At 64.4% G+C, this 25,056-nt stretch carries 24 protein-coding genes; 7 read left to right on the forward strand and 17 right to left on the reverse strand.

All coding sequences use genetic code 11. The features are described from left to right. From ACVNHC_RS09365 to ACVNHC_RS09380, 4 genes are read right to left on the reverse strand one after another with little or no spacing between them, the layout of a single operon-like run. Complete coding sequence (locus ACVNHC_RS09365) at positions 1-1,245, reverse strand: CCA tRNA nucleotidyltransferase (protein ID WP_457167062.1); 1,245 nt, start codon at positions 1,243-1,245, stop codon at positions 1-3. Positions 1,246-1,280: 35 nt separating this feature from the next. Continuing rightward, positions 1,281-1,541, reverse strand: a complete 261-nt coding sequence (locus ACVNHC_RS09370) for a DUF6111 family protein (protein WP_050474966.1) — start codon at positions 1,539-1,541, stop codon at positions 1,281-1,283. Next, a complete protein-coding gene (locus ACVNHC_RS09375) occupies positions 1,541-2,227 on the reverse strand; it encodes a CoA pyrophosphatase (protein WP_058900708.1) in 687 nt (228 codons plus the stop codon). The genes ACVNHC_RS09370 and ACVNHC_RS09375 overlap by 1 nt, the downstream gene beginning before the upstream one ends. 5 nt (positions 2,228-2,232) lie before the next feature. Next, positions 2,233-2,862: a DUF1285 domain-containing protein gene (locus ACVNHC_RS09380; RefSeq protein ID WP_457167063.1), complete on the reverse strand. Its 630-nt coding sequence runs from the start codon at positions 2,860-2,862 to the stop codon at positions 2,233-2,235. Positions 2,863-3,138: 276 nt separating this feature from the next. Between ACVNHC_RS09380 and ACVNHC_RS09385 the strand changes: the two genes are divergently transcribed. Genes ACVNHC_RS09385 through ACVNHC_RS09400 form a run of 4 tightly spaced genes read left to right on the forward strand, consistent with a single transcriptional unit; the run spans position 3,139 to position 10,054 of the window. Beyond that, positions 3,139-4,149: an AAA family ATPase gene (locus ACVNHC_RS09385; RefSeq protein WP_050474963.1), complete on the forward strand. Its 1,011-nt coding sequence runs from the start codon at positions 3,139-3,141 to the stop codon at positions 4,147-4,149. A 15-nt stretch (positions 4,150-4,164) separates the two neighbouring features. Continuing rightward, positions 4,165-5,106 (forward strand): DUF58 domain-containing protein, encoded by a 942-nt coding sequence (locus tag ACVNHC_RS09390; protein ID WP_457167064.1) that lies wholly within the window; start codon positions 4,165-4,167, stop codon positions 5,104-5,106. A gap of 3 nt (positions 5,107-5,109) precedes the next feature. Continuing rightward, positions 5,110-7,965, forward strand: a complete 2,856-nt coding sequence (locus tag ACVNHC_RS09395) for a DUF4159 domain-containing protein (RefSeq protein ID WP_457167065.1) — start codon at positions 5,110-5,112, stop codon at positions 7,963-7,965. A gap of 13 nt (positions 7,966-7,978) precedes the next feature. Next, complete coding sequence (locus tag ACVNHC_RS09400; RefSeq protein WP_457167066.1) at positions 7,979-10,054, forward strand: hypothetical protein; 2,076 nt, start codon at positions 7,979-7,981, stop codon at positions 10,052-10,054. A gap of 5 nt (positions 10,055-10,059) precedes the next feature. On the opposite strand, the gene ACVNHC_RS09405 is transcribed toward ACVNHC_RS09400, so the two are convergent. From ACVNHC_RS09405 to ACVNHC_RS09420, 4 genes are all read right to left on the reverse strand, one after another. Beyond that, positions 10,060-10,365: a helix-turn-helix domain-containing protein gene (locus tag ACVNHC_RS09405; RefSeq protein ID WP_122520607.1), complete on the reverse strand. Its 306-nt coding sequence runs from the start codon at positions 10,363-10,365 to the stop codon at positions 10,060-10,062. After that, entirely contained in the window at positions 10,352-10,720 is a 369-nt protein-coding gene (locus ACVNHC_RS09410; RefSeq protein ID WP_457167067.1) for a type II toxin-antitoxin system RelE/ParE family toxin, read from the reverse strand. The genes ACVNHC_RS09405 and ACVNHC_RS09410 overlap by 14 nt, the downstream gene beginning before the upstream one ends. 115 nt (positions 10,721-10,835) lie before the next feature. Continuing rightward, the gene (locus ACVNHC_RS09415; RefSeq protein ID WP_019963908.1) at positions 10,836-11,330 is read right to left on the reverse strand and encodes a GNAT family N-acetyltransferase; all 495 of its coding nucleotides are present in this window, start codon (positions 11,328-11,330) and stop codon (positions 10,836-10,838) included. A 268-nt stretch (positions 11,331-11,598) separates the two neighbouring features. Continuing rightward, complete coding sequence (locus ACVNHC_RS09420) at positions 11,599-12,081, reverse strand: NUDIX domain-containing protein (RefSeq protein WP_208977564.1); 483 nt, start codon at positions 12,079-12,081, stop codon at positions 11,599-11,601. A 476-nt stretch (positions 12,082-12,557) separates the two neighbouring features. Between ACVNHC_RS09420 and ACVNHC_RS09425 the strand changes: the two genes are divergently transcribed. Further along, positions 12,558-13,484, forward strand: a complete 927-nt coding sequence (locus ACVNHC_RS09425) for a metallophosphoesterase family protein (RefSeq protein WP_457167068.1) — start codon at positions 12,558-12,560, stop codon at positions 13,482-13,484. A 319-nt stretch (positions 13,485-13,803) separates the two neighbouring features. Here ACVNHC_RS09425 and ACVNHC_RS09430 read toward each other — a convergent pair whose 3' ends face one another. Continuing rightward, the gene (locus ACVNHC_RS09430) at positions 13,804-14,397 is read right to left on the reverse strand and encodes a hypothetical protein (RefSeq protein WP_050474957.1); all 594 of its coding nucleotides are present in this window, start codon (positions 14,395-14,397) and stop codon (positions 13,804-13,806) included. A gap of 197 nt (positions 14,398-14,594) precedes the next feature. Here ACVNHC_RS09430 and mtnA point away from each other — a divergent pair, with 197 nt between their 5' ends. Next, positions 14,595-15,695 (forward strand): S-methyl-5-thioribose-1-phosphate isomerase, encoded by a 1,101-nt coding sequence (mtnA, locus tag ACVNHC_RS09435; protein ID WP_457167069.1) that lies wholly within the window; start codon positions 14,595-14,597, stop codon positions 15,693-15,695. An 8-nt stretch (positions 15,696-15,703) separates the two neighbouring features. Here mtnA and ACVNHC_RS09440 read toward each other — a convergent pair whose 3' ends face one another. Further along, the gene (locus ACVNHC_RS09440) at positions 15,704-16,324 is read right to left on the reverse strand and encodes a GNAT family N-acetyltransferase (RefSeq protein ID WP_457167070.1); all 621 of its coding nucleotides are present in this window, start codon (positions 16,322-16,324) and stop codon (positions 15,704-15,706) included. Positions 16,325-16,553: 229 nt separating this feature from the next. Between ACVNHC_RS09440 and ACVNHC_RS09445 the strand changes: the two genes are divergently transcribed. Beyond that, complete coding sequence (locus tag ACVNHC_RS09445; protein ID WP_050474954.1) at positions 16,554-16,796, forward strand: hypothetical protein; 243 nt, start codon at positions 16,554-16,556, stop codon at positions 16,794-16,796. A 43-nt stretch (positions 16,797-16,839) separates the two neighbouring features. Here ACVNHC_RS09445 and flhA read toward each other — a convergent pair whose 3' ends face one another. From flhA to sciP, 7 genes are all read right to left on the reverse strand, one after another. Beyond that, the gene (flhA, locus tag ACVNHC_RS09450) at positions 16,840-18,996 is read right to left on the reverse strand and encodes a flagellar biosynthesis protein FlhA (RefSeq protein WP_122520610.1); all 2,157 of its coding nucleotides are present in this window, start codon (positions 18,994-18,996) and stop codon (positions 16,840-16,842) included. A 28-nt stretch (positions 18,997-19,024) separates the two neighbouring features. Continuing rightward, a complete protein-coding gene (flbD, locus tag ACVNHC_RS09455) occupies positions 19,025-20,380 on the reverse strand; it encodes a sigma-54-dependent transcriptional regulator FlbD (RefSeq protein WP_050474951.1) in 1,356 nt (451 codons plus the stop codon). A gap of 19 nt (positions 20,381-20,399) precedes the next feature. After that, positions 20,400-20,738, reverse strand: coding sequence for a flagellar motor switch protein FliN (gene fliN, locus ACVNHC_RS09460; protein ID WP_050474949.1), 339 nt, complete (start codon positions 20,736-20,738; stop codon positions 20,400-20,402). Next, the gene (locus ACVNHC_RS09465) at positions 20,735-21,439 is read right to left on the reverse strand and encodes a FliH/SctL family protein (RefSeq protein WP_050474948.1); all 705 of its coding nucleotides are present in this window, start codon (positions 21,437-21,439) and stop codon (positions 20,735-20,737) included. The genes fliN and ACVNHC_RS09465 overlap by 4 nt, the downstream gene beginning before the upstream one ends. A 26-nt stretch (positions 21,440-21,465) precedes the next feature. Further along, positions 21,466-22,515, reverse strand: a complete 1,050-nt coding sequence (gene fliG, locus ACVNHC_RS09470; RefSeq protein ID WP_050474947.1) for a flagellar motor switch protein FliG — start codon at positions 22,513-22,515, stop codon at positions 21,466-21,468. Positions 22,516-22,518: 3 nt separating this feature from the next. After that, on the reverse strand, positions 22,519-24,135 hold the full coding sequence (gene fliF / locus ACVNHC_RS09475; RefSeq protein WP_082206138.1) for a flagellar basal-body MS-ring/collar protein FliF: 1,617 nt from the start codon (positions 24,133-24,135) through the stop codon (positions 22,519-22,521). Between the two features lie 456 nt (positions 24,136-24,591). Further along, positions 24,592-24,867: a CtrA inhibitor SciP gene (gene sciP / locus ACVNHC_RS09480; protein ID WP_019963894.1), complete on the reverse strand. Its 276-nt coding sequence runs from the start codon at positions 24,865-24,867 to the stop codon at positions 24,592-24,594. Positions 24,868-25,056: the final 189 nt, after the last annotated feature.

Genomic DNA, 25,056 nt, shown 5'->3' on the forward strand with positions numbered 1-25,056 from the left:
TCATTTTGCGGCAACCGCGGCAAGAAGCTCGTCGCGGGCTGCCCGGTAGTCCGAGGCGGCCCAGAGGCGGCGCAGGTGCTCCATCGCAGAGCCCAGCGCCGGGCCTTTCGGCACGCCTGCGGTGATGAGATCATGCCCCGTCACCGGAAACACCGGAATGTCCCAGCTCCGGGCCAGCTCATGCAGGCCCGCGAAACCCGCTTCATCGCGGGCGGCCGAACGGGCGCGGGCATGGGCAAGAATGAGGGCCTCTTGCGCCGTCTCCCGCCCCCAGGCCAGCATCTGCGCCTTCAGCACGGCTGCAGGATCTGACGCCTGCAGCAGGGAAGCGGACCCTTCGACGGCGCGGAACATCACACTCCGCTCCTGATTGGACAGGCGCCAGCGGCGGGCGATGCGCCCGGCGTCTTCGCCCACGAAACCGGTAAGGCAGGCAAGTGCCAGAATGGGCGAACCGGCTTCCGGCAGTTCATCACTGAGAGACTTCAGCGCGGCAAGGCTGGCAAGACGGGCCACACCACCCGTCAGCAGCGGCAGGATGCCCGTCCCTTCCATGACGGCGATCACCGGCGGGCAGGCTCCGACGGCAAGGATCTTCTTCATCTCCGCGCCGATCCGCTCCGCCGAAAGCTGCGTCAGCCCGCCACGCAGGCGCACGGAAGCGGACAGGCCCTCGTCATCCGTCGGGCCGGCGCCATAGGTGGCATGAAAGCGGAAGAAGCGCAGGATGCGCAGATAATCCTCGCGGATACGGTCCTCCGCCCGGCCAATGAAACGCACCCGGCGGGCAAGGCAATCCTCCAGCCCGCCACCGAGCGGATCATGGATGGTGCCGTCAGCGCCGCAATAGAGCGCATTCATGGTGAAATCACGCCGGGCCGCGTCATGCGCCCAGTCCCGGCCGAAGCGCACCACCGCGTGGCGGCCGAAGGTTTCCACATCCTCGCGCAGGGTGGTCACCTCAAAGGACTCGCCGGAACTGATCACCGTCACCGTGCCATGGTCTATGCCGGTGGGCACAGCCTTCAGCCCGGCCGCTTCCGCCCGCTCCATCACCTGCTGCGGCAGGGCGGTGGTGCACATGTCCACGTCACGGATCGGCTCGCCCAGCAGCGCATTGCGCACCGCCCCGCCCACGGCCCGCACTTCGTCGCCATCCTTCTGCAGGGCATCGAAGACGCGCTGGATCGCAGCGCCGCGCAGCCATGGCACGGCAGAATCGGGGAGCTTGCGGGGCAAGGTCATGATGTCAGTCGCTTTCGGCGTCCGCGTTTCAGGCCCTATTCATAGCGGCCCGGCACCAGAACGCCATCGCGGAATTCCACCGGGCGGTAGGTCTGGCCCTCATGGCCTTCCTTGAAGCTGGCCATCACCACGAAGCTGACAATGACCAGCAGCCCGCCCGCAACGGTCAACCAGAAGATATGGCCCCGGCTCCAGGCCTTGGCCGTCTCCGTTTTCTTCGAGAGCCACAGCCACAGGGCATAGACCGCGAAAGGCAGAAGGAAGAAACCGACCTGGGTGAGTGTAATGCGGAACATCAGGCATAGACCGTTTCATAAAGCGAGCGCACGATGCCGGCCGTGACACCCCAGATGTACCGGGTCTCATAAGGCATGGCATAGAAGTAGCGCGGGCGGCCCTGCCATTCACGGCTTTGGCGCTGGTGATTTTCAGGCCGCATCAGAAATCCGAGCGGCACGTCGAAGATATCCGCCACTTCGCCCGGATTGGCCGTCAGCGGCGGCAGTTCATGCACAAGGCCCACGACCGGCGTAATCCGGTAGCCGGACCCGGTGAGATAGGGCGACAGGCGGGCGAAGGGCTCGACGGCCGACGGATCCAGCCCGATTTCCTCCTGCGCCTCGCGCAGGGCAGCAGCTTCCGGGCTGCCGTCTTCCGGATCGATCTTGCCGCCGGGAAAGGCGATCTGTCCGCCATGGGCATTGAGATGCGGCGTGCGCAGCGTGAAAAGCACCGAGGCTTCGCCCGGCTCCAGCCCCTGCAGCAGCGGCCGGGCGAGAACCGGGATCAGCACAGCCGCTTCGCGCGGATCCCCCGTCCACTTGGCATAAGGCCCAAGGTCCGGATTGAGAATATGGTCGCCCGTGTCCCGCTCAGCGGCAAATGGCAGGCGCCGCAGCGCACGGGAGCGGAAACCTTCAAGAGAAAACAGATCGTCTGCCGCGCCTGGCGTCCGTCCGGTCCGGGACCCGATTGCGTCCATCACGCTCATGACTGGTCTGCGCCTCCCCGTTCCGTCCCGCCCAATGCCCCCTCTGGCAGAGGGAAAAACGCGCCGCCGCTCCACACGCCCGGCACCCCGTCCTTTTCCTCGATCAGCTCCGCCAGATCATAGAGCAGCGGACGTGTCAGCCGTGCTTCCAGCCGCCCTCGCACCAGAACATAGGGCACAAGACCATCATTTTCTTCATCCAGCCGGAAACGCAGCGGATTTTCCGGCCCTGCAGCCACCACATCGCCAACATTTGACCGGAACGTGAGCGTCCGTGAGTCGCCTTGTCCGAGGCTGTGCATCTCGACAGCGAGGAACGGGGCGTCTGCGACGCGGATGCGGACCTTTTCCACAGGGGTCACAAGATAGTGACACCCGTCCTCGTCCTTCCGCAGCACCGAGGCAAACAGCTTGACCAGCGCCTCACGGCCAATAGGAGAGCCCATGTAGGACCAGGAGCCATCTTCGTGGATCGCCATGTCGATGTCGCCGCAGAATGGCGGATTCCAGCGCTCTACCGGCGGTTTCTTGCCATCACCGCCGCCCGCACGGGCAATCAGCGCCGCCAGCGCGTCAGCCAGCCGGGCCGGGCCTGCAGAAGTGGAAAGCCGGGTTTCGTCTGTCATCAATCGGGCCGCTGCATCCGCCTTGCTGTTTCTGCCATGGTTCCGCCACCGGGGCACTGTGTGATCCACACTGATCTGGAGCATCGTAGGCCTGTGCACAACCCGGCGCACGGAAAAAAGGCTTATACCGGCCCGGATAAACTGTCAGAGTGAACGGATGCAGCAGCGATCTGCCTGCCGCATCAGGCCGCCGCAAGGATGGCCGGTATATGAAAGACGGAACGCCCTCCCTTTCCCGCCGGGCAAGGACACGGACAACGGCTTGAAGAGGTTTCCATGAGCGCAATCACCACCACGCCCGCCAGCTCCGTCAACATTGTTGAGCAGGCCGAAAAGGCCGTCGCCCGCATTGGTGCGGCGCGCGCCGATGTGGCCCGGGTGATCTTCGGCCAGGAAGCTGTGGTGGACCGCGCGCTCGTCACCATTCTCGCCGGCGGCCACGGGCTGCTGGTCGGCGTGCCCGGCCTTGCCAAGACCAAGCTGGTGGAAACGCTGGGCACGGTGCTTGGCCTCAACGCCCGGCGCATCCAGTTCACCCCCGACCTGATGCCCTCCGACATTCTCGGCGCGGAAGTGATGGAGCAGGCCGCCGATGGCACGCGCGGCTTCCGCTTCATCCCCGGCCCGGTCTTCGCCCAGCTGCTGATGGCCGACGAAATCAACCGTGCCAGCCCGCGCACCCAGTCTGCCCTGCTGCAGGCCATGCAGGAATATCACGTGACGGTGGCCGGCCAGCCGCATGATCTGCCCCGCCCCTTCCACGTGCTCGCCACCCAGAACCCGCTGGAGCAGGAAGGCACCTATCCGCTGCCGGAAGCCCAGCTGGACCGCTTCCTGATGCAGATCGACGTGCATTACCCGACGCTGGAAGCCGAGCGCCGCATCCTGCTGGAGACGACCGGTTCTGCCGAGGCCAAGCCCACCGCCGTTCTGAACGGGGAAGAATTGATCGCGCTGCAGGCGCTGGTGCGCCAGATGCCGGTGGGCGAAAGCGTGGTCGATGCCATCCTGAAGCTGGTCCGCTCCGCCCGCCCGGCAGAACAGGGCGAAGGCGATGATCTGTCCCGGCTGATCGCCTGGGGCCCCGGCCCGCGCGCCAGTCAGGCGCTGATGCTGACCGTCCGCGCCCGCGCCCTGATCGAGGGCCGCCTTGCGCCTTCCATCGATGATGTTCTGGCACTGGCCGAACCGGTGCTGCAGCACCGCATGGCGCTGACCTTTGCCGCCCGCGCCGATGGCCACACCGTGCGCGAGGTGATTTCCCGCCTCAAGACCCGTATCGGCTGAGCCGGGAGGACCTGAATGGCAGGCACCAGCACGGCACCGGCAGCAGACACAACACAGACCAGCGGGCTGGGGCCGGGCATGCTCGCCTCCGCCCGCACCGTGGCCGAAGCCTTGCCCGAGCTGCTGGTGGAAGCGCGCCAGGTGGGCAATACGGTTGCCACCGGCTGGCATGGCCGCCGCCGTGCAGGACCGGGCGAAACCTTCTGGCAGTTCCGCCCCTTCTCCATGGGTGAGCCCGCGCGCCGCATCGACTGGCGCCGCTCCGCCCGTGACGAGCATCTTTATGTGCGCGAGCGCGAATGGGAGGCGGCCCACACCGTCTGGCTCTGGGCCGACCTGTCGCCCTCCATGAATTTCGGCTCGAAGCTTGCTCCGGTGGTCAAGCGCGACCGGGCGCTGGTGCTGATGCTGGCTCTCGCCAGCATGCTTTCCGGCAGCGGCGAGCGCGTCGGCCTGCCCGGCCTCACCCGCCCCCTCACCAGCCGCGATGCACCGGAACGCATGGCAGCAGCCCTTGCCCACGCCCCCCGCACCAATGCCCTGCCGGACACCACCGCCGTGCGCCGGTTCTCCGATGTGGTGCTGATCGCCGATTTCCTTGATCCCATCGCATCAATCACCGAATGGGTGGGCCGTGTGGCCTCGACCGGCGCACGCGGGCATCTGGTGCAGATCCTTGATCCGATCGAGGAGAGCTTTCCCTTCGACGGGCGTGTGGAATTCCGCGATCCCGAAGGCGGCTTGCGGCTGACGACAGGCCGGGCCGAGGGCTGGCGCGAGGCCTATCAGGCACGGCTTGCCGCCCGCAAGGCGCAGCTGCGCGAAATTGCCGGGCGCGCCGGGTGGAGCCACATTCTGCACCACACCGACAGGCCCGCCACCGAGCCGCTGCTGGCGCTGCATGGCCGCCTGTCCGGCCAGCCGGGCGTGATGGCCTCCGGCATGGGAGGGCGGTGATCCATGTTCGGCCTTCCCATCGGCTTTGCCTCACCGCTGATCCTCTCCGCCCTCGCCCTGCTGCCGGTGATCTGGTGGCTGCTGCGGCTCACCCCGCCGCGCCCGCGTGAGGTCACCTTCCCGCCCACCCGGCTGCTGCTGGAGATCGAGAAGCACGAGGAAACCCCGCAGAAGAGCCCCTGGTGGCTGACCGCTCTGCGCCTGCTGCTCGCCGCCCTGCTGATTTTCGCCCTCGCCGGCCCCGTCTGGCGTCCGGCAGAGCGGCTGGCGCTTGAGGGCGGGCCGCTGCTGCTGGTCATCGACAATGGCTGGACCTCCGCACGGGACTGGGAGCGGCAGACCGCCACGGCCCAGCAGATCCTTGATACGGCGACGGAATCCGGCACGCCGGTGATGCTGCTCGCCACTGCCGAAGGCCCCGGCCAGACGCTCACGCCCTCCACCGCGGCTGCCGCAGGTGAGCGGCTGCGGGCGCTGGAGCCTCGCGCCTACGCCCACCAGCGCGCCGAACTGATCACCGCCCTGCGCAAGGCCCTGCAGGACAATCCGGTCGAGCAGGCTGTGTGGATTTCCGACGGGCTGGAAGATGACGCGCCGGGTGCTTTCCAGCGCGACCTCGGGTCAATGCTGGGAGCCAAACCGCTCACCGTCTACACCGGCCTCAGGACCCCCATGGGCCTTGCAGGCCTCAGCAGCAATGCCGACGCGCTGACCGTGACCGTGATCCGCAAGCCCGGCGAAGGCCCGGCAACCGTGCGCGTGCGTGCCGCCGACATGCGCGGCCTGACGATTGGCGAGACGGATGCCGCCTTTGCGGATGGCGCGACGGAGACAACGGCCTCCTTCTCCCTGCCGAGCGAATTGCGCAATGACATTGCCCGGCTGGAAGTCAGCGGCGAACGCGCTTCGGGCGCAGTCAAGCTGCTGGATGACAGCTGGCGGCGGCGCACGGTTGCGCTGATTTCCGGTGCGGGTGCCGACCAGTCGCAGCCGCTGCTCTCGCCGCTCTACTACCTGCAGCGCGCCCTTGCGCCCTTTGCCGATCTCAAGACGCCGCGCACGGCAGACCTCAGCGAATCCGTTCCGGATCTGCTCGCCGAAGGCGTCTCGGTGGTGATGCTGGCCGATGTCGGCCGCCTGCCGGACAATGCCGCCGCCGAGCTTGGCCGCTGGGTGGAAGGCGGCGGGCTGCTGGTGCGCTTTGCCGGGCCCAGAACCGCAGGCGGCACGGATGGCCTGCTGCCGGTGCGACTGCGCGCCGGAGACCGCACGCTGGGCGGAAGCCTCTCCTGGGAGCAGCCGCAGAAGCTGGCGCCCTTCCCGCAGCAGTCGCCCTTTGCCGGGCTCACGATCCCTGAAGAGGTGGAAGTGACCCGGCAGGTGCTGGCCGAGCCCACCGCCGATCTGCCGGACCACAGCTGGGCCATGCTCAGCGACGGCACGCCGCTCGTCACCGCCCAGTCGCGCGGCACCGGCGCCATCGTGCTGTTCCACGTCACGGCCGACACCGGCTGGTCCAACCTGCCGCTCTCCGGCGTCTATGTGGAGATGCTGCGGCGGATCGTGGCCCTGTCCAACCCGGCAGCCGCAGCGCCCTCTGCAGAGACGGAAGAAACCGGCACCAGCGCCGCGCTTGAAACCGACACCGCCGTGCGCAACGTTCTGCCGCCGCTGCGCCTGCTGGATGGTTACGGCGTTCTCTCCAGCCCGCGTGCCGATGTCTCCCCCATTGCCGTGGCCGACTTTGCCCGCACGAAAGCCAGCCGCGCCACGCCGCCGGGCCTTTATGGCGCAGATGACGGCTTCCGGGCGCTCAATCTTCTGGATCAGGGGGCCAAGCTCGTGCCGCTCGACATGTCCCTCTCCCCCAACGCGGAGCTTCGTCCCTATGCGGACAGTGAACCGGCAGACCTGCGGGCGCCGCTGTTCCTCTCCGCCTTCGGCCTGATGGCACTGGACGCGCTGATCGTGCTGCTGCTGGCCGGCCTCATCAGCCGCCTGCGCCTGCGCCGGATGGTCCGCACGGCGGGTGCGCTGCTGCTGGTGCCCGCCCTCGCCCTTTCGCTTGTGGCACAGCCGTCACCAGCCGGGGCGCAGGATAGCGCTGACGATGTAAAGGCGCTGGAAGCAACGCTGGAGACACGGCTCGCCTATGTGGTGACCGGCAATGCCGAGATTGATGCGGCATCCGCTGCCGGGCTGGAAGGCCTGTCGCGCTATCTTGCCGACCGGACCGCACTGGAGCCCGGCACGCCGATGGCCGTCGATATTTCAAGGGACGAGCTCGCCTTCTACGCCCTGCTCTACTGGCCGGTCGATCCTTCCACTGCCAAGCCGGATGAGCGCACGATGGCGCGGATCGACAGTTTCATGCGCAATGGCGGCAGCATCCTGTTCGACACGCGCGACAATCTGGCGAGTTCCGCCAGCGGTTTCGGCACGACGCCAGCCACAGCCAAGCTGCGCGAGATCCTTGACGGCCTCGACGTGCCGCCGCTGGAGCCCGTGCCCTTCGACCACGTGCTGACCAAGACCTTCTTCCTGCTGGAAACCTTCCCCGGCCGCTATGCCACAAGCCCGCTCTGGGTGGAGGCCAGCGAAGACGCCCCGGCAGATGACGGGCGGCCGGTGCGTGCGGGCGACGGCGTGTCGCCCATCCTCATCACCGGCAATGACATGGCCGCTGCATGGGCCGTGGATGCCAATGGCACCTATCTTTACCCCACGGTGCCGGATGATCCGCTCCAGCGCGAATATGCCTTCCGCGCCGGAGTCAACATCGTCATGTACAGCCTGACCGGCAACTACAAAGCCGATCAGGTGCACGTTCCGGCGCTGCTGGAACGGCTGGGACAGTGAGGGGAACGCGGCGATGAACTGGTCCCTTTCCTTTGCTCCCTTCCTGCCCTGGCCGGTGCTGGGCGGCGCTGCCGTGCTGGTGCTGGGCTTCCTGGTGGCAGGCCTTCTGATGCGGGTGCGCGGCACATGGCTGCGGGCGCTGGCGCTGGCGCTGGCTCTTGCCGCCCTCACCAATCCGGCACTGGACCGGGAAGACCGGGAGCCGCTTTCAAGCGTCGTTGCGCTGGTGGTGGACAAGAGCCAGAGCCAGGCTTTGGAAAACCGTGCGGAGGTCACCGATAACGCCGCCCGCGAACTGGAAGAGCGGCTGGCCGCCCTCCCCGGCTTCGAGCTGCGCCGTATCGAGGTGAACCCCGGCACGCAAGATGACGGCACGGCGCTGTTCAGCGCCCTTTCCGGCGGCCTTTCGGATGTGCCGCCCGACCGGGTGGCCGGGGCCATCATGATCACCGATGGACAGGTGCACGACATTCCCGCCACGGCCGATGCACTCGGCTTCAAGGCGCCGCTTCATGCGCTGGTGACCGGACGGCCCGATGAGGGCGACCGGCGGCTGGCGCTGGTCCGCGCCCCGCGCTTTGGTCTTGTCGGATCGGAACAGACCGTCCGCGTGGAAGTGCGCGACACGGGCACGCTGGAAGGTGCCGGACAGCCTGCCACCATCCGCGTGCGCCGCGACGGGCAGCCCTTGGCCGAACTGCGGGCGCAGCCCGGCCAGACGGCTGACATTCCCGTGCAGATCACCCACGGCGGGCAGAACATCTTTGAATTCGAGACGGATACGCTTCCCGGCGAACTGACGCCGGTGAACAACCGTCTGGTGGTGACGGTGGACGGCATCCGCGAGAATCTGCGCGTGCTGCTGGTTTCCGGGTCCCCCCATGCCGGAGAGCGCACCTGGCGCAACCTGCTGAAATCCGATGCCTCGGTCGATCTCGTCCATTTCACCATCCTGCGCCCGCCGGAAAAGCAGGATGGCACGCCGGTCAACGAGCTTTCGCTGATCGCCTTCCCCGTGCGCGAGCTGTTCTCCGAAAAGATCGACGAGTTCGACCTGATCATCTTCGACCGCTACGTGAACCGTGGCGTGCTGCCGATGCTCTATTTCGACAACATCGCCCGCTATGTGCAGGCAGGCGGCGCGCTGCTGATCGCGGGCGGGCCGGATTATGCGGAAGCGGCCACCATCTACCGCACGCCCATGGCCCCGGTCCTGCCCGCCCGCCCCACCGGCAATGTCATTGAAGGCCCGTTCTATCCGGAGGTTTCCGAGCTTGGCAGCCGTCACCCGGTGACCCGTGGCCTGCCCGGCGCCGGCGCCGAGCCGCCGCAGTGGAGCCGCTGGTTCCGCGCTGTCGAGGCGGAAGTCGATGCGGGCGAACAGCTGATGACCGGCCCGAGCGATCTGCCGCTGCTGGTCCTCAGCCGTCAGGGCGAAGGCCGGGTGGCGACGCTTCTGTCCGACCACGTCTGGCTCTGGGCGCGCGGTTATGAAGGCGGCGGCCCCTACGTGCCGCTGCTGCGCCGCCTCGGTCACTGGCTGATGAAGGAGCCGGATCTGGAGGAAGAGGCGCTGCGCCTCTCCCTGCGCGGCCCGATGCTGCGGATCGAGCGCCAGACCCTGGGCGAAAGCGTTTCCCCCGTCACGCTGACGGACCCATCCGGCGCGCAGCAGCAGCTTGAGCTGGCGCAGGAAGAGCCGGGCCTGTGGACCAGCGGCCAGCGTGTCACCGGCCTTGGGCTCTACACCGTCACGGATGGCGAGCGCACTGCCCTCATCCACGTCGGACCGCAGAACCCGCGCGAATTTGCCGATGTCATCTCCACGACGGCCAAACTCGCCCCCCTTGCTTCCCACACAGGCGGCGCGGCGGTGCGGCTGGCTGATGCGGGCGGCGAGGTGAACCTGCCGCGCATCGTGCCCATGAACCGGGCCGACGGCTTCTCCGGCAGCGGCTGGATGGGGCTGAAGACATCCGAGGCAAGCGTGCTGAAGGGGATCGACCGCTACCCGGTCTTCAACGGCCTCTTCGGCCTCGCCCTTCTCCTCGGCGCCCTGTCCCTCGCCTGGTACCGCGAGGGAAGGTGAGAGGCTCAGGTCAGGCTGAAGGTCAGCTTGCGGCCGACAGCAGCAGCGGCCTTCAGCAAGGTGTCGAGTTGCACCCGGTCATTGGACGGATCAAGGATACGCTCCAGCTGCGAGGCACTGGTGCGCATCCGGCGCGCCATCTCGGACTTGGTGATCTTCTGCGTCTTCATGGCGTGCAGAAGCTGGAGCGCCAGCGTGCGCTTGATCGCAACCGCCGTCACCTCTTCCAGCAGACCGTCTTCTTCGAGCAGACTGTCGAGGCTGTCTCCAAGATGCGGGTTGTCAGCGTTTATGTCCTCAATGCAAGACATGGCTCAGCACCTCTTTCATTCGACCCACTGCTACCTCCAGTTCATGCTGGGGCAAGGCCTGACTCTTTTTCAAAAACCCATGCAACAGGACCATTTGCCCGCCATTCAGCAGGAAAAGAACTCGAGCGGTCCTGCCATCAGATATGTTTGAACGAACCTCATACATGTGCCTGAGGCCCTTGATGGCACGGCACCTTGGCATGCCAACCGGCCAGCAATACTCCAGCGTCTTGATATCCTCACCAATCGTCTGCCTGTCCTCCCGCGTCATCTCCAGAAGCCATTCCCGGACAGGCTGGCGGCCGGATTTCGACACATAGAAACGAGCTTGAAGCACTTTAACTGGCGGCTGCATCAAACTACCTCACACGGTATACCTTAAGATGGGTTTTCTCAAGGCGGGACCCATACCGTTGTTGAAATTATATAAAATTTCAATCGATAGTTGATTTCCGAAACAGAGCTCGCGCTTACCGGCCGCCGCGCACTGCGCCGGAGGGCATGGGAGCATCTGTCAGGCAAGCCACCAGCAGGCGGGCCGGATCGACCGGTCCCGGCAGGGTGATCTGCCCGAAGGGCACCGGGGCAAAGCCGAGCGGGCCGTAATAGGGAGGATCGCCCACCAGCAGCACTGCCGTTTCACCCAGCCGCCGGGCTTCATCCAGCGCCGTGCGCAGCAGCAGCTTGCCAAGGCCCCGGTTCTTGTACTCGGGCGCAACCGTGAGCGGCCCCAGCAGCATGGCGGGCGTTTCGCCAATGCGGATCGGCGTCAGCCGCACGGACCCGGCGATGGACCCGTCAGCAGTGCCGACATAGCTCAGATCCGCGGAATGGGGCACGCCCTCGCGGATGCGGAAGGCCGTCCGGGCGAAACGCCCCGGACCAAAGGCTTCGGCTTGCAGGGCTTCAACGGCGGCCTCGTCGGAGGGCGCTTCAAGACGGACGAACCAGTTCTCAGTCTTCATGGCAGATGACATCTCAGGTGCATGGTATGGCGTTCTGGCGCCCTGCCCTGAAGATGCCAACGGACGGACCGGTCAGCAGCCAGATACAAGACGCGCGCGTGCGATCGGGAAAAAGTCCCGTGCGCTCCGTCGTCGTCGCTGTTCGTGGCTCGAAATCATCGTGTCTCGTCCCGTCTCCGGCGCAACTGCAGCCGGAATGGATCGCGAGTATCATGAAGCTGGCGGGCGGGTCCAGCAGTTTTTGCAAGAGCTGCCGGGAACAGCCGGCTCACCAGTAGGCGCTGGGATGCAGCCGCCCGGAAATCTCGTCCACACGCCGCTGAGTCGCCCCGGTTATGTCCACCGGCAGCGCATTGGGCGAAAAGAACCGCGCTTCCTGGATTTCCTTGTTGGGGACGGGTGAGGAGACAGGCGGCTGCCAGACGGGGATCTCGAACAGGGCCACGTGGTCGCGGCTGGAGCCCTCACGGTTGTGATAAATCCCGAGCAGGTGCGGTTCAGCCTGAGCCACGATCCCGGTCTCCTCGAAGACCTCACGCACGGCCGCCTGCTGCAAGGTTTCGCCCACATCCACACTGCCCCCCGGCAGATACCAGCCGGGCAGATAGGTGTGCTTGACCAGCAGCACATAGCCATTGGCATCGCGGATGACCACGCGGACGCCGAGCGTATGCGCACTGCGGAAAAGATTGGCGGAATGGATGACGCGGCGCAGCAGAACTGGCGGCAAAATACGCAGAACCTTGTACATGCGCGGCAGTATGCTGAACATTGTGGTCAGGGCAAGCCCTTCCCGGAAAACGCGGTAAAAACCTGTTCACCTGTCATGCAGGAAACGCAGGGCAGCCCGCCACTTCCATGAGTTGTGCGCCCGCGAAGAGTGACTATATTCAGGTCATTCCGATGAAGAAATAGGCAGCCACTTGCGCAATGTCTGTGCAAGGCTCCCGCCGGAAAACCAGATGAGACCGACATGTTTACCGCCCTGTTCGCGCGCCGCACTCGCAACCGCCGCTTCGCATGGAAGCCCGCAGTTGACATGAGCAACCCGCGCATCCGCGCTGCTCTGACCACCTTCGCTGCCAACTGATACTGGCAATCTGGACGCTGCGCAGCAGGCCCTTTCAGCGGCCCGGACGCAGCACAGACGTGAAGCGAAGCTGCCGAAAGCGCCCCACCGGGGCGTTTTTTGCTTGACGGGTCAAGGCACACGGGGGAAGGAAAGGCATGTTCCGTCTTGCCCATCTTTCCGATCCGCACCTCGGCCCACTCCCCGAGCCAGAGCTGCTGCAGCTCCTGTCCAAGCGTATTCTTGGCTATGTGAACTGGCGGCGGAACCGGAACAAGGCCATGGGCGGCGGCTATCTGGCTGGCCTTGTCGAAGACATGCTGGCCGGGGCACCCGATCACATTGCCCTGACCGGTGATCTCGTCAACATCGCCCTTCCCCTGGAAATCGAAGCTGCCAAGGTCTGGCTGGATGCGGTGGCGCCGCCGGAAGTGATGTCGCTGGTGCCGGGCAATCACGATGCCTATGTGCCGGGCGCACTGAAGTCCGCCTTCAAGGCCTGGGGCCCCTATATGACCGGCGACCATCCGGCAGAGCCGGACAGCCGCACCAGCATCAAGGCGCATTTTCCCTATTTGCGCCGCCGCGGACCGCTGGCGCTCATCGGTGTTTCAACCGCCCGCGCCAGCGCACCGGGCCTTGCCACCGGCCGCATCGGCGTGCCGCAATCGCGCCGGCTGCAGGAGATGCTGGAGGAAACGGGCAAAGAAGGCCTGTTCCGTGTGGTGATGATTCACCACCCCCCGTTCAAGGGTGCCACACGCTGGCACAAGCGCCTGGAGGATGCCTCGCGCCTGCGCGCCGCCGTCAAGCGTAGCGGGGCAGAACTCGTGCTGCATGGCCACACCCATATCGACAGCCTGACCTCCATCGACGGCCTGAACGGCCCGGTCCCGGTCATCGGCGTGCCGTCCGCCAGCCACGCTCCCGGCGGCCGCCATCCCGGCGCCCGCTACAATCTCTTCAGCATCACCCGGGAAAACGGCAACTGGCGCTGCCTCATGCAGGAACGCGGCTTTCTGCACGCCGGCGAAGGCATCAGCACGATAGCAGAGCGGGAAATCGCGATTCCGGCGGGGCGATAGTGCCGCCTTCAGACTGCGGACAAACCTGCGGCCTCTCCATCAGCCGGGCACGGCGCCTGCATGTGGTTTTGCCCCGCCCTTCAACCTCACTCAGGCGGTCGCCCCGGACGAGAGCGAAGCGGAGATCCGGGGACCACTCGTTTCCAGAGCGGTAAAAACGAGACCCGGAAAAGCTGCTTGCACGAGAAAAAATCACGCCTCTGGACCGCACCGGACAATGGCTGCTCTCTGCGAACGAGTGGACCCCGGCTCGCGCTCCGCTTGGCCGGGGCGACGCCCCTGCGCAAAACTGGCCCCAGTCACAGCAGCAGACCGCCCCTCACAGCATCGGATAGGCAAACCAGGCGAAGGCGATCAGGCCAGCGGCTCCGGCGAGAGATCCCACGAGGAACGACAGGGCAACAGGCGCCCAGACGGATGCACCGGCAGGACGGGCTGAATTGCCTGCGATGGCTGCCTTCATGCGCTTGTCGAGCCAGTCGCCTTCCAGCGCCCGCTCCCGCTCGATGATGCGTTCCGCGATATATTCCGTCACGCAGTCCGCCATGTCGTCGATATCGGCCGTCTCCAGAATGACGAGACGTCCGAGACGAGTGTCCTTCAGGAAGCGGTAGGTCTTCAGGTCGCCGGCAACAACGATATGGCTCGTCACATCGATCCAGAGGCGCGGCGTCGAGCCTGGAATGATCTGGAAGGAAAACTGGTCGTCATCCTCCGGAACTTCCTTGAAGACATCCTGCAGTTCCTCGGCCAGCATCTTCAGGCGGACACGTTCGGTGTCCTGCAGATCGATGACCACATCGGCCCGCTCGGCCTCGCCAAGGCGCACCTTGCGCAGGGTTTCGCGCAGGCTGCGGACCTTGGAATGGGGCACCACGGTCGCGGCCGGTCTTGTGGTCTTCTGATCTGCCATGTGTTGTCCCGAGTCGTTTGCTGCTTTTGCCTTAAGCGGACTTTTACGGATCAGCGCCCTACTGGAAACCGGGGCAACCGGCCGGGAACCGCTCTTCCACTGGCAATGTCGCAGCTGTGGTTAACAAGTATTAATATATTCAGGTCCGCACGGCCAGACGCCGCGCTGCAAAAAACCGGAACAGCAGGATTTCACCCATGAAAGTCAATGGCATCCCCTACCGGACCATCTGGCGGAGCAAATCCGGCAAGAGTGTAACCATTCTGGACCAGACCATGTTCCCGCATGCGTTCGAAACGCGGGAACTCTCCAGCGTGACGGAGGCCGCCGAAGCGATTCGCACCATGCGCGTGCGCGGCGCTCCCCTCATCGGCGCAACGGCCGCCTATGGCTTGTGGCTGGCGATGCAGGCAGATCCGGGCGATGCGTCGCTCGACGGGGCCGCCTCCATGCTGGTCGATACGCGGCCAACGGCCGTCAACCTCGCCTGGGCGGTTGATATCTCCCGCCGGTCTCTCATCCATCTGGCGCCGGAGTTGCGCGCCGAGAAGGCCTTGCAGGTGGCCGAGCGGATCTGCGACGAGGATGTGGCCACCAACATGGCCATCGGCCTGCATGGGCTGGACCTGATCAAGACGGCGCTCGCCCGCAAAAGCTTCGGGGAACCGGTGAACATCCTCACCCATTGCAATGCCGGCTGGCTGGCGACGGTGGACTGGGGCACGGCAACAGCCCCCATCTACATGGCGCATGATGCGGGCATTCCCGTCCATGTTTGGGTGGACGAAACCCGCCCGCGCAATCAGGGCGCCTTTCTCACCGCCTGGGAGCTGGGCAAGCATGGCGTGCCGCACACCGTCATCTGCGACAATGCAGGCGGACACCTGATGCAGCACGGCGCCGTGGACATGGTGATCGTCGGCAGCGACCGGACCACGGCCAATGGAGATGTCTGCAACAAGATCGGCACCTATCTGAAGGCGCTGGCAGCGAAGGACTGCAATGTGCCCTTTTACGTCGCCCTGCCCTCCTCCACCCTCGATTTCTCCATCAGCAACGGCCTGACGGGCATTCCCATCGAGGAACGGGATGGCAGAGAAGTGTCCACCATCGCAGGGCTTGCACTCGACGGCACCATCCGCCGCGTCTCCATCGTGGCGGAAGGCTCCGAAGTTGCAAATCCCGCCTTTGACGTTACGCCGGCGCGCCTGGTGACGGGGCTCATCACCGAGCGCGGCGTGATCGAAGCCTCGCGCCCGGCACTGGCCGCCGCCTTCTCTGACAAGATCCGGCACTGAAGCCGGCGTCAGTCCGCCAGGCGCCCCAGCACCGGCACATGCGGAGCGGCGGTTTCGGGCAGGTGACCCGCAAGACGCGGATCATCAATCACCTCAACCGCCCGCTTGCACGGCCGGAAGCCGCTCGCCTGATAGAAGCCCAGCGCCACCGGGCTGTCACCGGTGCAGGTGTGGACGAAGAAGCGCTTCGTCTGCGGCCGCGACCAGGCGCGCCACAGCGCTTCCTGCATCAGCCAGCGGCCAAGCCCCTGCCCCGTGACCTCCCGCGTCAGCCCGAAGAAGGACAGTTCAACGTCCTGCGGATCGGCAAAGTCCAGTTCCAGCAGCCCGGCATCCACTCCGTCCTTGCGGACAATCCAGACCTCACGCGAGGGTTCGCAGAGAATTGCGGCCAGCTTCTCGCGCGGCATGATGAGCCGGGAGAACCAGAGCCATTCCTCGCCCACCTTGCGGAAGAGCTTGAGGAAACCATCCAGATCGGCCGCCTGAAACCGCTCCAGCGACACACCGGCAGGCGCCTTTGGTGCGGCGAGCCCTGCAGGCGCTCCGGTCATCTCCAGAAAGGTGACCACCAGCGCGATCTTGCTTTCGGGCAGGTCGGTGTAGCCGTTCATGTTGAGTGAGGTCATCAGAAGGTCCTTGTCGCGGCAGGCATCATGGCGCCCCCGTGCCAGCTGGTGCAGCGCTGCATCAGCCGGCACGGGGGAGAAGCGGCATGGTGTCGGGGAAAAACGAGCCGGATGCAAGACCTGCCTGCGCTCTGTTCGCAGCTGTCATAACGGTATTGTGAAAGGACGGAAATCAGGCAATTCGCGGCAGGTTTACCTTTCGTTAACCATATGCGCCAAGACTGTTCCCATGTCTAAGATCGGAAACAACCCCAACCGCAACGACAAAAAGCCCAGTCTCAAAGACTACAATGACGCATGGGCAACAGTGCGCAGGCGCGCCGTTCAACGGACAATCAATCTCAACGCCCAGCTCAATCAGGCCTTCTTTGAGATCAACACCGGTGTCGTGCAGCAACAGGCGTCCAACGCCATTCGCGGCAACAACGTCAGCGCTGCCACAGCCATGTCACGGCTGAATATTCTGGTGTGATGACACGCACAAAGCCGGAGACTTTCACCTCTCCGGCTTTGCCTCAGATTGACCCGACTGTCTTCAGCTTCGCCCGGGGATGAACCTCGTTCTGGCTCATCACCGTTGTATGCGCCCGGAAGCGTTCAACGATGGAACGCACAAAGGGCCGTGTCTGCGGTGAGGTCAGCAGAACCGGGACCTCGCCCTGGGTGGCCGCCTGCTCAAAGGCATCACGCACGAGGGTCACGAACTCCTGCAGCTTCGAGGGCTGCATGGCGAGCTGACGGTCTTCACCTTCCCCGACGATCGCTTCCAGGAACGACTGCTCCCAGCGCGGGCTCAGCGCAATCAGCGGCAGATAGCCGCCGGGCGCCATGTTGGCCGCGCAGAGCTGGCGCGCCAGCCGGCTGCGCACGTGTTCGGCAATCGTGTTTGTGTTGCGGGTAAAGCCAACCGCCTCGGCAATGCCTTCCAGAATGGTGCCCAGATCGCGCACGGAAACACGCTCGCCCAGCAGGGTCTGCAGCACGCGCTGCACGCCCGACACGTTGATCTGCGACGGGATGAGATCGTCCACCAGCTTGGCCTGATCGCCCTTCATCTCCTTCAGGAGCTTCTGCACATCGGCATAGGTCAGCAGTTCCGCCACATTGCCCTTGATCGTCTCGGTCAGATGGGTCGAGAGCACGGTCGCCGGGTCCACCACCGTATAACCGCGCAGCGAGGCATCCTCACGGTAGGCAGCCTCCACCCAGGTGGCTGGCAGACCAAAGGTCGGTTCGATCGTGTGCGTGCCCGGCAGCTTCACCTGACCACCGGCCGGATCCATGACCATGTAGCGGTTGGGATAGAGCGAGCCCTTGCCCGCATCCACTTCCTTGACCTTGATGACATAATCATTCGCGCCGAGCTGAATGTTGTCGAGGATACGCACGGGCGGCATGATGATGCCCATGTCCGCCGCAATCTGACGGCGCAGAGCCTTGATCTGCTCGGTCAGCTGATCGCCGCCGCCGGTTTCCTTGCCATTGATCAGGGGCAGCAGGGCGTAGCCCAGCTCGATACGCAGCTCATCCATCTTGAGGGCATCGGTGATCGGCGGCTCCGGAGGCGGCTTCGGCGCTTCCTCGATCACCTTCTTGGCGACTTCCGCCGCCGCTTTCTGCTGTTTCACATTTCCGGTCTTGAAAGCCAGCCAGCCAGCCAGCGCCGCCAGCGAGACGAAGGGGATCATCGGCATGCCCGGCAGGAAGGCCAGCGTCAGCATGACGGCGGAGGACATGCCCAGCGCCTTCGGATAGCCGGTAAACTGGGCCACCATGGCCTTGTCGGCCGAACCGACCACACCCGCCTTGGACACCAGAATACCGGCAGCGGTCGAGACAATCAGGGCCGGGATCTGCGATACCAGCCCGTCGCCCACCGTCAGCAGGGTGTAGTTCTGCGCAGCCTCGCCGAAACTCAGCTTCATCTGCGCCACGCCGATGATGATCCCGGCAATCACGTTGATGAAGGTGATCAGCAGACCGGCAATCGCGTCACCGCGCACGAATTTGGACGCACCGTCCATGGCACCGAAGAAGGTGGATTCTTCTTCCAGCTGCTTGCGGCGGCGGCGGGCCTCGCCCTCGTCGATCAGGCCGGCCGACAGGTCGGCGTCGATCGCCATCTGCTTGCCGGGCATGGCATCCAGGGTGAAACGCGCCGCCACTTCCGCGATACGGCCCGAACCCTTGGTGATGACGATGAAGTTCACGATCACCAGAATGGCAAAGACGATGATGCCGATGACGAAATTGCCACCCATCACGAAGTTGCCGAAGGACTGAATCACATGTCCGGCCGCAGCTGTGCCCTCATGGCCGTTGGCGAGGATCAGGCGCGTTGAGGCAAGGTTGAGCGCCAGCCGCAGCATGGTGGCGATCAGCAGAACCGTCGGAAAGGACGAGAATTCCAGCGGCTGCTGGATAAACAGGCCGGTCATCAGGATCATCACCGAAAAGATGATCGAGATGGCCAGGAACATGTCCAGCATGACCGAGGGCATCGGCACGATGAGCAGGACGAGAATGACCATCACGCCGATGGCAAGGCCCAGATCGCCCTGCCTCAGCGCACGCCAGATATCGCCCATACTCGGCATCGCGGCGCCAGTCCCCGGTCCGCGCCCTCCGGGCGGCGGTGGTGCGCCGGTGCCATTTGCTGATGCTTCACTCATGCAGCGTCCTCAAAAATCTGCAAGCGCCTCAAACCCGCGCTTCGCCCGGTCCTGGCACATGGATGCCCTCATCCGTGTACTGGTTCAGCTTGTTGCGCAGGGTCCGGATCGAAATGCCGAGGATCTTGGCCGCGTGGGTGCGGTTTCCAAGGCAGTGGTCCAGCGTATCGAGAATGAGATCCCGCTCCACATCGGCGACCGTCCGCCCGACGAGCGAGCGGTTGACGGCCTCGGCCGCCTGCGCTGCCCGCTCCACCGGCCCGCGCGGTGCCGAAGCCAGCGGTGTCCCATCCGGCATGCGGATCGCATCAACCCCGATCTCCGGCCCGATGGCGAGCAGCACGGCGCGGTGGATGGTGTTCTCCAGCTCGCGCACATTGCCCGGCCAGGGGCTGGTGGTCAGCGCCCGGCGCGCATCCGGGCTGATGGGCCGCACCGGGGCGCCATTCACCTGCGCATAATGGCGGGCGAAATAGTCGGCGAGTTCCAGAATGTCAGCCGGGCGCTGGCGCAGGGGCGGCAGTTTCAGGTTCACCACATTGAGGCGGAAGAGCAGATCCTCACGGAAGGTCCCCTGCCGCACGCTTTCCGCCAGATCCCGGTTCGACGTGGCGATGATACGGATATCCACCGGCACAGGCCGTGTGCCACCCACTCGGTCGATCACCCGCTCCTGAATGGCGCGCAGAAGCTTGGCCTGCAGGCGCACGTCCATTTCGGAAATCTCGTCCAGCAGCAGCGTGCCGCCATCAGCTTCCTCGAACTTGCCGACCCGGCGGGCAACGGCACCGGTGAAGGCGCCCTTCTCATGGCCGAAGAGTTCGGATTCCAGCAGATGCTCGGGGATTGCCGCGCAATTGATGGAGATGAACGGCTTGCCCGAACGTGAAGAACTGCGGTGCACGTGGCGGGCAATGACTTCCTTGCCCGTGCCGGATTCGCCGGTAATCAGGATCGAAGCATCGGAAGGAGCCACCTGTTCAGCCAGCTTCACCACGGCAGCCATGGCTTCGTCGCGGTAGATCAGGTCGCCGCGCTCTTCCGAAACGGCGGACAGAACCGCCGCGATCATATCCGGATCAGGCGGCAGCGGGATATATTCCTTGGCGCCGGCCCGGATGGCCGCCACAGCCGCGCGGGCATCCGTATCCGTACCGCAGGCAACGATCGGCACATGAATGCGCTCGTCCGTCAGCCGTGCAATCAGCGAGCCGATATCCAGTTTCACCTCGACCATCAGCAGATCGGCGCCCCGGCCGGAACGCAGCACCTTCAGCGCCCCCTCGATGTCATCCGCATGGGTGACCTGAGCGCCGCGCTGCATCGCGATTTTCGAGGCTGTCGTAAGCTGGCCGCCAAGCGTCCCAACAATCAGCAAGCGCATCTTCGTCTCCTGCCCGCTCTCAGCGGTCGGTCTTGATAATCTCGGTCATGGTCACGCCCAGCTTGTTCTCGACCACAACAACTTCCCCGCGGGCGACCAGCCGGTCATTCACATAGATGTCGATGGCCTCGCCGACCTTGCGGTCCAGCTCCAGCACCGTTCCCGATGCCAGCTTCAACAAGTCCGCAACATGCATCTTGGAATGGCCCAGCACGGCCGAGATGCGCACCGGCACATCGAAAACAGCTTCCAGATCGGCGGCCGATGAAGCGTGGCCGATGTCCCCCCGGTCTTCCCGGCGCCGGCCTGGGCTTTCAAGTTCATCCAGCGGAATTCCGCCATCACCTGTGTTGCTCATGCCTCAGTCTCCCCGGTTGCGGCTGTCTCACGCGCCTGAGGCCGCGCACGGGCAGCAGCCTTGGCCTGGAAATAGCCGCGAATGATCTGGTCAATCTGTTTCTCAATGGCCTTGCGGTCCCGCAGGATGCCGCCATCGGCCCATTCAATCCGGCAATCGCCGCGCTCGACCTCGGGTTCTCCGAGGATGACGAGACGCCCCTCGAAACCCTTTTCCTCAATCAGCGGATCCATACGCTTCTTCAACGCATCGACATCCTTGACCGCCACGCGGATGACCAGATGCGGGGCCTCCCGCAAGGGGCCGAGACATTCGGACACCAGCGCCACGATCTCTCCCAGCGGGCTGCGCGCGATCAGATGCGCGCAAAGCCGCCGCGCGACGAGAAAGGCGAGTGAAATCGCGTCCCGCTCGATCTCTTCCCGGAAGCCATCGATTTCGTCGAAAACCTGCTGAGCCACACTCACAAGACGGGCCGCCTCATCCGCAAGACGGCGCTCCTCGCCGGCACGCGCCTCTTCCATGCCTTCAGCCCGGCCCTTGCTGCGTGCATCGGCAATGGCGGCCGCCAGCAGAGCTTCATGCTGGGCAACCGGCATCATCGGCACGACCGGCTCCTGCGGCAATTCGGCGGCCGGAGCCTCCGGAGCCGCAAAGTCCGTGCTGAACAGGAATTTCGACGGTGTCGTGAAGCGTGACATGCTTCCGCTCTAGACCTCGCTTGTCATCAGTAGATGATCTCGTCGTCGCTCTTCGACTTCGCGATCATGATTTCGCCGCGCGCAGCCAGATCCTTTGCTGTCGCAACCATGGCGGATTGGGCTTCATCCACATCGCGCAGGCGCACCGGCCCAAGCGCTTCCATGTCATCCCGGAGCATTTTTGCCGCCCGCGAGGACATGTTGGAGAAGAAGAAGTCGCGCACCTGATCGGTAGACCCCTTCAGCGCGATGGTCAGACGGTCCTTCTCCACGTTGCGCAGCAGGGTCTGGCAGCTGGCCGCATCGAGCTTCATCAGATCGTCGAAGGTGAACATCAGGTTCTTGATGCGCTCCGCCGATTCCCGGTTCTCTTCTTCAAGCGCCGCCAGGAAGCGGGCTTCGGTCTGCCGGTCGAAGTTGTTGAAGATATCCGCCATCATCTCATGGCTGTCGCGGCGGCTGGTATTGGTCAGGTTCGACATGAACTCCTTGCGAAGTGTCAGCTCGACCTTCTCCAGAACCTCCTTCTGGACCGCCTCCATGCGCAGCATGCGGTTGATCACCTCAAGCGCCAGATCTTCCGGCAGGATCGACAGCACCCGCGCGGCATGGTCCGAGTTGATCTTGGACAGCACCACGGCAACGGTCTGCGGGTATTCGTTCTTCAGATAGTTGGCGAGAACGTTCTCCTGCACGTTGGAGAGCTTTTCCCACATGTTGCGGCCGGCAGGACCACGGATTTCCTCCATGATCACCGACACCTTGTCCTGCGGCAGGAAGGCCGCCAGCAGGCGCTCGGTCGCATCCACGTTGCCCATCAGCGAACCGCGCGAGCTCAGGCGCCGCACGAAGTCGGCAAAAAGCTCCTGCAGCATGTTCGGGGTGACAGGCCCCAGCTTGGCCATGGCCGCAGAAATCTGGCGCACCTCGATCTCGTCAAGGCGGGCCCAGATCTGCCGTCCATGGACTTCGCCAAGGGCCAGCATGAGAACCGCAGCACGCTCGGCTCCCCTGAGCTCCCGCTCAATGCCGTCGTCACTGACGGTCAGCTGGTTCTGCAATTGACTTTGCGCCATGGATTACGCCGCCTCCTCCAGCCAGCCGCGCACGATCGTCACGGCTTCAGTCGGATAATCTTCGATCATTGCGCCCACCTTGGCGATGGACGAGGCCTGCATGGCACCTTCACGCTTGGCCTCCTCCAGCCATTCGATGACCACACCATCATCCTCGTCGTCATGCTGCTGCGGCAGTTCGCTCTCGGCCACCAGCGTGCCATCCGGTGCGATGACCAGTTCCTGGGGCTGCTTTTCGTCCGGCGTCACAATGCGGCGCAGAAGCGGGCGCACCACGAAGAGGAGCAGCAGCAGCGCGATCAGCATCAGCACGCCCAGCTCGGCAAAGCGCATGATGTCATCGCGGGTGAAGTCGAACATGCTGGTTGATGCAGGCTCGAAGTCAGCTTCCGGCGCCTGGGCAAAGCGCAGATTGACGACCTCGACCACGTCACCGCGGGCAGCGTCGAAGCCCACCGCCGAGCGGACCAGCACGGCGATCCGGTCGAGCACTTCCTGCGTGCGCGGCTCATACTGGAGCACACCATCCGCATTCGGCGTGTAGACGCCGTCCACCAGAACAGCGACCGACAGCCGCTTGATGCTGCCCGCCTCGACCACTTCGGTCCGGGTCGCCTTGGAAATCTCGTAGTTGACGATTTCCTCGTTGAGGTTCGACGCTTCGACATCGCCGGTCCCCGCCCCGCCCTGATCCGCATTCGGGAGCTGGTTCCCGACAGTCACGGCATTCTGGCCAGCTCCGCGGGAGCTCGCTTCTTCCTTGGTCTGGGTCGAACGTACGACCTGACCCTCGGGATCAAAGCGCTCCTGCGTTTCCGTGACACGGTTATGATCGATCTGAGCGGCGACACGCACGCGGGCCCGCCCCGGCCCGACGACACTGTTGAGGATTTCCTCCACCTGATTGCGCAGCCGGTGCTCCACCTCGAAGGTGCGCTCCTGCAGCTGGGTGGAGAGCATCGCCTGCGCATTGTCGTCCGAACTGGAGGCCAGCAGCCGCCCGGCGTCATCGACGATGGAGACGCGTTCCGGCGTCAGTCCGTCGACAGCCGCAGCCACCAGATGCTGGATCGCCCGGATCTCGCCTGCCCCAAGCGAACCGCGGACCTTGACGGCGATTGAGGCCGAAGGCGGACGGGCATCACGCTGAAACAGCTGGCGTTCAGGGATCACGAGATGAACACGGGCGGAGACGATGCGGTCGATGGAGCGGATCGTGCGGGCCAGTTCCCCTTCCATCGCACGCAGGTGATTGATGTTCTGGATGAAGCTGGTGGCGCCCAGCGTATCCGAACGGTCGAAGATCTCATAACCGATGGAACCGCCGGTCGGCAGGCCGTTCTCGGCAAGCCGCATGCGGACCCGGGCGATCTGCTCCTGCGGGATCATGATCGTCGACCCTTCGCGCCGCAGCTCGAAGGGAATCGCCTGCTGCTCCAGCGAGTTGATGATGGCCGACGAATCCTCCAGCGACAGATCCGAATAGAGCTGTGCCATCTGCGGTGCCGTCACCCGCAGAATGATGAAGGCGAAAACACCAATGAGGATCGCCGCAACCGCCCCCATGGCGGCCACGCGCGCTGCACCCAGTGTTCTGATGAATTCGATCAATCCGTTCACGTTTGCCCGCTCGCGTTCGTTGGCCCTACCCGGCAGTTGAGGGAATCACGGCCCACTCTGACCCGAACCCCATTGTCCGATAGGCAAAATTTGCCCGCCAGAAGGTAAACAAGTTATTAACGAGTATTGACGTCAGCCGGAAAACCGGCGGAATTCCGCCACCAATTATTACCGCCATCGCTTGCAAATAGCGAAATTCTGCCGGTTTCCGTTAATCAGTGGGTAACTTTTGACGAGGCGGGCCATCTGGAGCGCGCCAGCTGAATCCGCTTCTAGCGGCCGGCAGCAGCATCGCGCCACCGGGAATCAGCGTCAGACCGGTTTGACCACAGATGGTTGCGGCCCCGCCTCCGCGGCCGGTCCGGGCAAGGGCAAAACAGAAAGGCCGGCCTCTTTCGAGCCCGGCCAGTTTTTGGAGGTACAGACCGTGCCTGCGGCAAGCCGCAGACCGAACCGTCAGTTTCTATATTGCTGGATACGGGTCGCTCTCAGACCCGCCAGCCCATGGCGCTCAATCGAGCTCTGCCATGACAGGAACTCTTCGACCGTCAGCGTGTAACGCTGGCAAGCCTCTTCCAGGGAAAGGAGGCCGCCGCGGACAGCTGCCACGACTTCCGCCTTACGCCGGATGACCCACCGCTTTGTACTGGGCGGCGGCAGATCGGCGATGGTGAGGGGGCTTCCATCCGGCCCAATCACATATTTCACACGCGAACGAATTTGCTCGGTCATTTTACTCTCACACAAACCATGACCAGGTCTTGAAGAGAGAATAGACAGCGGAGTTTAAAATTTACCTAAGCGAGCAGTTACATTGTATTAACTATGAAATTGCGATTTCTTGAGGCGGTGCTTAAGAAAGCACTTCAAAATAGTTCGCCTTTGTTTAGCCAAATTGAGAATTTGTTTACCATACGGTAA

This window comes from Pannonibacter sp. Q-1 (assembly GCF_054073275.1).

Coding starts and splice junctions, on each gene's coding strand:
- ACVNHC_RS09365 (WP_457167062.1), bottom strand. CDS start 1,245: ATGACCTTGCCCCGCAAGCTCCCCGATTCTGCCGTGCCATGGCTGCGC.
- ACVNHC_RS09370 (WP_050474966.1), bottom strand. CDS start 1,541: ATGTTCCGCATTACACTCACCCAGGTCGGTTTCTTCCTTCTGCCTTTC.
- ACVNHC_RS09375 (WP_058900708.1), bottom strand. CDS start 2,227: ATGGACGCAATCGGGTCCCGGACCGGACGGACGCCAGGCGCGGCAGAC.
- ACVNHC_RS09380 (WP_457167063.1), bottom strand. CDS start 2,862: ATGACAGACGAAACCCGGCTTTCCACTTCTGCAGGCCCGGCCCGGCTG.
- ACVNHC_RS09385 (WP_050474963.1), top strand. CDS start 3,139: ATGAGCGCAATCACCACCACGCCCGCCAGCTCCGTCAACATTGTTGAG.
- ACVNHC_RS09390 (WP_457167064.1), top strand. CDS start 4,165: ATGGCAGGCACCAGCACGGCACCGGCAGCAGACACAACACAGACCAGC.
- ACVNHC_RS09395 (WP_457167065.1), top strand. CDS start 5,110: ATGTTCGGCCTTCCCATCGGCTTTGCCTCACCGCTGATCCTCTCCGCC.
- ACVNHC_RS09400 (WP_457167066.1), top strand. CDS start 7,979: ATGAACTGGTCCCTTTCCTTTGCTCCCTTCCTGCCCTGGCCGGTGCTG.
- ACVNHC_RS09405 (WP_122520607.1), bottom strand. CDS start 10,365: ATGTCTTGCATTGAGGACATAAACGCTGACAACCCGCATCTTGGAGAC.
- ACVNHC_RS09410 (WP_457167067.1), bottom strand. CDS start 10,720: ATGCAGCCGCCAGTTAAAGTGCTTCAAGCTCGTTTCTATGTGTCGAAA.
- ACVNHC_RS09415 (WP_019963908.1), bottom strand. CDS start 11,330: ATGAAGACTGAGAACTGGTTCGTCCGTCTTGAAGCGCCCTCCGACGAG.
- ACVNHC_RS09420 (WP_208977564.1), bottom strand. CDS start 12,081: ATGTACAAGGTTCTGCGTATTTTGCCGCCAGTTCTGCTGCGCCGCGTC.
- ACVNHC_RS09425 (WP_457167068.1), top strand. CDS start 12,558: ATGTTCCGTCTTGCCCATCTTTCCGATCCGCACCTCGGCCCACTCCCC.
- ACVNHC_RS09430 (WP_050474957.1), bottom strand. CDS start 14,397: ATGGCAGATCAGAAGACCACAAGACCGGCCGCGACCGTGGTGCCCCAT.
- mtnA (WP_457167069.1), top strand. CDS start 14,595: ATGAAAGTCAATGGCATCCCCTACCGGACCATCTGGCGGAGCAAATCC.
- ACVNHC_RS09440 (WP_457167070.1), bottom strand. CDS start 16,324: ATGACCTCACTCAACATGAACGGCTACACCGACCTGCCCGAAAGCAAG.
- ACVNHC_RS09445 (WP_050474954.1), top strand. CDS start 16,554: ATGTCTAAGATCGGAAACAACCCCAACCGCAACGACAAAAAGCCCAGT.
- flhA (WP_122520610.1), bottom strand. CDS start 18,996: ATGAGTGAAGCATCAGCAAATGGCACCGGCGCACCACCGCCGCCCGGA.
- flbD (WP_050474951.1), bottom strand. CDS start 20,380: ATGCGCTTGCTGATTGTTGGGACGCTTGGCGGCCAGCTTACGACAGCC.
- fliN (WP_050474949.1), bottom strand. CDS start 20,738: ATGAGCAACACAGGTGATGGCGGAATTCCGCTGGATGAACTTGAAAGC.
- ACVNHC_RS09465 (WP_050474948.1), bottom strand. CDS start 21,439: ATGTCACGCTTCACGACACCGTCGAAATTCCTGTTCAGCACGGACTTT.
- fliG (WP_050474947.1), bottom strand. CDS start 22,515: ATGGCGCAAAGTCAATTGCAGAACCAGCTGACCGTCAGTGACGACGGC.
- sciP (WP_019963894.1), bottom strand. CDS start 24,867: ATGACCGAGCAAATTCGTTCGCGTGTGAAATATGTGATTGGGCCGGAT.